The sequence below is a fragment of the uncultured Flavonifractor sp. genome, assembly GCF_944383115.1.
Lineage (GTDB): Bacteria > Bacillota > Clostridia > Oscillospirales > Oscillospiraceae > Flavonifractor.
In genome coordinates this window covers 1-5076 of sequence record NZ_CALWOJ010000119.1, presented here as the reverse complement: position 1 = coordinate 5076, position 5076 = coordinate 1, and the positions used below count along the sequence as shown (strand labels likewise).

The following is a 5076-nucleotide window of genomic DNA, read 5'->3' as shown; positions in this document are numbered from 1 at the left end:
CCGGGACAGCACCCCGATGAGCGCCTCCCGCTTGTCCTCCGGGACCTGGGAGAGCAATTCCGGGGGGAACTCCACCTCCAGCACCTTGTCCCCCACGTTGCCGGTAAAGCCCCCGGTGGCCTCCGGGTGGGCATCGGCGTAGGGCAGGTAGGGCTTGATGTCCAGGATGGGGGTGCCGTCCATCAGGTCGGCCCCCGACACCACCAGCACGGTGCCCAGCTTGGGGTCCTTCTCAATGGACTCCAGTTTCACGCAGGACAGGCCGATGGCGTTGGGCCGGAAGGGGGAGCGGGTGGCGAATACCCCCATGCGGGTATTGCCCCCCAGCCGGGGAGGCCGCACTGTGGGGGACCACTTGTCCCGCACCGCCTCAGAAAACTGCCAGATGAGCCAGATGTGGGAGAACTCCTCCAGCCCACGCAGGGCGTCCGGGTTGCAGTACTCGGGCTCAAAGACGATGGTGGCACGCAGTTCCTCCACCAGCCCGCTCTGCCGGGGGATACCGAACTTGGTGGGGAAGTCGCTGCGGATGCGGGCGATGATGTGCATGGGGATCATTTGCTTCCCTCCTGTGCCTTTTTCAGGGCGGCGGCCACCGGCCGGGACGGGGTGGCCCGGTTGTTGCGGGCCAGGATGGCGGCGATCTGACCACCCACCTGCTCCAACTCCGCCTTGAAGGTGGTGGCGGACAAACGCAGGGCTCCGTGGCCCAGAATGATGAGCTGCTCCGCCCCGTCGGAGGTGGCTACCCGCACCTGGTGGTGCTTGCCAATCTCGTAGGTGGCCCGCTCGATATAAGTGTCCGCCGTCTCCGCCTCTTTGGTATACACAACGTAAATATTGTGATATTTGAATACATCCTGTACATTGCGGGGCACCTTATAGGCGTCAAATACCAGGATGACCACGCATTTTTTGAAGCCCTGGTAGTTGCTCAGCAGATCCATCAGCAGCTGCCGGGCGGCGTCCAGATTGGTCTGGGCCACCGCCTTTAGCTCCTCCCAGGCAAAGATGATATTGTAGCCGTCCACCAGCAGGTACTCCGGCCCCTTGTTCTGGGTCTGGACGTTGTACTTCCTCTCGTCCAGACTGGTGCGGGCGGGCTTGGGCTGGGGCCGGAAGGAGTTGCGCTCCACCTTGCCGTAGGTGCGCTCATAGATGGCCAGCAATTCCTTGTCCTGCTCCAACGACAGGCCGGGGTTGGAACTGCTCCGCCGTGTGGGAGCGGCGGGGACCTCGGGCTCCGGGGGCTTGTCCAGGGACAGGCCGCTGTCCACATGGGCCATCTCCTTCACCTGGTCCCAGCGTACGTTGTACCCCGCCCCGTGGGTGCAGAACACCGAGCCGGTGGGGTTGTCCACATCCCGCTCCGGGTCGTAGCCCAGGGCCTCCACCACAGTTTGCTGGTCGTGGCAGGGGTAGTAGCCCTTCAAGGTGCAGCTCAGCCGCCCCATGCCTCTGGTGTAGGCGGCCACCTCGCTGCCGTAGTCCCGCAGCCCGGCCACCGGGGCGGAGCCGGTGAGGATGGTCAGCTCCCCCGCCGTCTCGGGCGGCTCACAGTCGCCCCCCATCCGCTGCAGGTCGCTCATGGCCCGGCCCACCTGGGGGGCGGGCACCTCCAGCCGGAAGGAGTACCAGGGCTCCAGCAGAATCGTTTCCGCCTCCATCAGGCCCTGGCGCACCGCCCGGTAGGTGGCCTGCCGGAAGTCGCCCCCCTCGGTGTGCTTCAGGTGGGCGCGGCCCGCCAGCAGGGTAATCTTTACGTCGGTGAGGGGGGAGCCGGTGAGGACGCCGGGGTGGGCCCGCTCGGCCAGATGGGTGAGAATCAGCCGCTGCCAGTTGCCGTCCAGCACGTCCTCCGGGCAGGCGGTGGCAAGCACGACGCCGCTGCCCCGCGCCCCCGGCTCCAGCAGCAGATGGACCTCGGCATAGTGGCGGAGAGGCTCGTAGTGGCCCACGCCGATGACGGGAGAAGCGATGGTCTCCCGGTACACGATGCCTCCCTGGCCGAAACTGACGTCCATGTTGAATCGTTCGGCGATCAGCCGCTGCAAAATCTCCAGCTGGACCTGGCCCATGAGCTGGATGTGGATCTCCTTCAGCCGCTCGCTCCACACCAGATGGAGCTGGGGGTCCTCCTCCTCCAGCTGGCGCAGCTTCTGCATGGCGGTGACCGGGTCCTGACCCTCGGGCAAGATCACCTGATAGGTGAGTACCGGCTCCAGAGCGGGGGGCGCGCCCTCCGCCTCAAAACCCAGGCCCTGACCGGCGGCGGCGGAACTGAGACCGGTGACCGCCACCACGCTTCCCGCCGGGGCCGTGTCCACCGGCTGGAATTTCAGGCCGGAGTATACCCGCAGCTGGTCGGCCTTGTCGCTCCAGCCGGGGCCCTCCAGCACCGTTTTCACCTTCAAACTGCCGCCGGTGATTTTCATCCAGGCCAGTCGGTTGTTCTGAGCGTCCCGAGAGATCTTGAAGATGCGGGCGCCGAATTCCTCCCCGTACACCGGCCGGGGGGCGTATTGCTCCAGGCCCCGGAGGAAGTCCTCCACCCCCTCCAGTTTCAGGGCGGAGCCGAACCAGCAGGGGAAGAGCTTCCGTTGGGCCATGAGGGCGGTGAGGGCGGCGTCGGCAATGCTCCCCGTCTCCAGATAGTCCTCCAGCAGGGACTCGTCGCACAGGGCGGCCTGCTCAAAGAGGGCCTCTTTGTCCCCCATATCCACGCAGCCCTCGTCCAGCTTGCTTTTCAGCTCGGCCAGCAGGGCGGCCCTGTCCGCCCCCGCCAGGTCCATCTTGTTCACAAAGAGGAAGGTGGGTACCCCGTATCGCTCCAGCAGCTTCCACAGGGTATGGGTGTGGCCCTGGACCCCGTCGGCTCCGCTGACCACCAAAATGGCGCAGTCCAGCACCGACAGGGTGCGCTCCATCTCAGCGGAGAAGTCCACGTGGCCCGGGGTATCCAGCAGGGTGATCTCCAGCTGTTCCAGGGGGAGCAACGCCTGCTTGGAGAAGATGGTAATGCCCCGCTCCTTCTCCATAGGGTCGGTGTCCAGAAAGGCGTCCCCGTGGTCCACCCGGCCCAGCTTCTTCAATTTTCCGCAGGTGTAGAGCAGTCCCTCGCTGAGGGTGGTCTTGCCCGCGTCCACATGGGCCAGAATGCCCACGACTAAGTTTTCCATAGCTGCCGTCCTTTACGGTATGATAGGATAGTATATCATGTCCCGGGGAGCGGGGCAAATAAAAAGGGCCCCGAAGGGCCCTTTTGGGAAGTTGGGATCAACCCTTTGCGCCGTCGCCCATATAGGAGCTGTACAGCGGGGTGGGCAGGCCGAAGCCGCCGGCCACGGGCAGGATCTCGCCGGTGATGAAGGCGGCCCGGTCGCTGGCCAGGAAGGCCACGGCGTCGGCAATGTCCTCGGGACGGCCGGGACGGTTCAGGGGGACGTTTTTCAGGAACAGATCCAGGAAGGCCTGGGACATATTGTTCAGGGCGGCATCGGTGGCGGTGAAGCCGGGAAGCACCGCGTTGCACCGCACCCCCTGCCGGGCGTACTGCACGGCGATGTCCTTGGTGAGGAAGTGGATGGCGGCCTTGCTGACGCCGTAGGCAGTGCGGCTCAGGTCGGGATAGAGCCCGCCCACCGAGCCGATGTTGATGATGGAGCCGCCGCCGTTCTTGGCCATGACGGGTACCGCCGCCTTGCTGGGCAGGTACACGCTCTTCAGGTTGGTGTTGACGATGCGGAAGAAGTCGTCGGTGTCGCCGGTTACCACGTCCAGGTCGGTCTTGACGTCGGTGGCGCCGAAGTTGTTGACCAGAATGTCCAGCCGGCCCTCCTTCTTGGCCACCTCGTCCACCATACCGGAGTAACTCTCCTCGTTGGCGGCGTCAAAGTAGACCACCCCGGCCCGCCCGCCGGCGGCAATAATCTCGTCGGCGATCTGTTGTCCGGCATCCAGGCGGCGCACGCCCAGATAGACGGTGGCGCCCTGGGCGGCCAAGGCCTTGGCACAGGCCAGGCCGATGCCGCGGGTGGAGGAGGAGACCAGAGCCACCTTTTGTTCCAGTTCTTTCATAATAATTCTCCTTTTTAAACCACATGGTACAATTAAGATACTATGATGATAGCACTATCCGTCTCCGGGTGCAAGCACTATTTTCTGGGGCGGATGCAACAAAACCGCCTTCTCAGGGATGTTAGGGGCAGAAAGGGGGGAGGGCAATGGCAGAAGAAACCGGACTGCGGCAGGTGGTGGAGACCTATGGGGACATGGTGTACCGCCTGGCGCTGGCCCAGACCCACAGCAGCCACGACGCCGACGACGTATTTCAGGAGGTTTTTCTCCGCTACCTCCGGGCCGCCCCGGACTTCCGGGAGGAGGAACACCGGAAGGCCTGGCTGCTGCGGGTGACGGTGAACTGCTGCAAGAAATTCCATACCTCCTTCTGGCGGCGGCATACCACGGCCCTGTCCGAGTCCATCCCCGCCCGGACGGAGGAGGAGGGGGAGCTGCTGACGCTGCTGGAGAGCCTGCCGGAGAAATACCGGGCGGTACTCCACCTCTACTACTACGAGGGCTACGCCACCGGGGAGATCGCGGCCATTTTGGGCCGCAGCCCCAACACCGTCCGCAGTCAGCTTGCCCGTGGGCGGGCGTTGCTGCACGACGCATGGAAAGGAGCGGAAGAGCTATGACGGAACAGACTTATCGGGCTCTCTTTGACCGGGCCTCTCCCGGACGGGATCTGGTGGAGGAGACCCTGGCGGCGGCGGAGCGGCCCCGGCGGAAGAGCATCCCCGCCAAGCGGCTGGCGGCAGCCCTGGTGTGTCTGGCCCTGGTGCTGGGGGTGAGCAACTATCAGGCCCTGGCGGCAGGATTTCAGAAAATAATCCGGTTCTTTGCCGGTACCGGAGCGTCGGAGACCCCCGTCATGGTGGTGGAGGAGGCCGACCAGTGGACCGAGGGGGACTGGCTGTGCCAGCTGGACGGGGTGAGCCAGGGGGAGTGGCTGCTGCTGGAACTCTACCTGGTGAGCCCGGAGTTGGAAGAGCATCAGCTGGCCACCCGGAAGCT

4 protein-coding genes and 1 pseudogene are annotated in these 5076 nt (G+C 64.8%); 2 read left to right on the top strand and 3 right to left on the bottom strand.

The genetic code is table 11. The features are described 5' to 3' along the window. The 3 genes from tsaA to Q0K43_RS10180 all read right to left on the bottom strand — a co-directional run. Nucleotides 1-558 (bottom strand): tRNA (N6-threonylcarbamoyladenosine(37)-N6)-methyltransferase TrmO (gene tsaA, locus Q0K43_RS10190; RefSeq protein WP_297290424.1); only part of this gene is annotated, 558 nt, incomplete at its 3' end. Next, a complete protein-coding gene (locus Q0K43_RS10185; protein WP_297290423.1) occupies nt 555-3179 on the bottom strand; it encodes a translation factor GTPase family protein in 2625 nt (874 codons plus the stop codon). The genes Q0K43_RS10185 and tsaA, both read right to left, overlap by 4 nt. 97 nt (nt 3180-3276) lie before the next feature. Further along, the gene (locus Q0K43_RS10180; RefSeq protein WP_297290422.1) at nt 3277-4077 is read right to left on the bottom strand and encodes a 7alpha-hydroxysteroid dehydrogenase; all 801 of its coding nucleotides are present in this window, start codon (nt 4075-4077) and stop codon (nt 3277-3279) included. Between the two features lie 146 nt (nt 4078-4223). Here Q0K43_RS10180 and Q0K43_RS10175 point away from each other — a divergent pair, with 146 nt between their 5' ends. Next, the gene (locus Q0K43_RS10175) at nt 4224-4697 is read left to right on the top strand and encodes an RNA polymerase sigma factor (RefSeq protein WP_297290421.1); all 474 of its coding nucleotides are present in this window, start codon (nt 4224-4226) and stop codon (nt 4695-4697) included. Next, nucleotides 4694-5076: pseudogene (locus tag Q0K43_RS10170) on the top strand (hypothetical protein); the annotation flags it as partial. The gene Q0K43_RS10175 and the pseudogene Q0K43_RS10170, both read left to right, overlap by 4 nt.

Excerpts from the sequence above, each read along its gene's own strand:
- Q0K43_RS10175 (WP_297290421.1), top strand. The coding sequence starts at position 4,224 with ATGGCAGAAGAAACCGGACTGCGGCAGGTGGTGGAGACCTATGGGGAC.
- Q0K43_RS10180 (WP_297290422.1), bottom strand. The coding sequence starts at position 4,077 with ATGAAAGAACTGGAACAAAAGGTGGCTCTGGTCTCCTCCTCCACCCGC.
- Q0K43_RS10185 (WP_297290423.1), bottom strand. The coding sequence starts at position 3,179 with ATGGAAAACTTAGTCGTGGGCATTCTGGCCCATGTGGACGCGGGCAAG.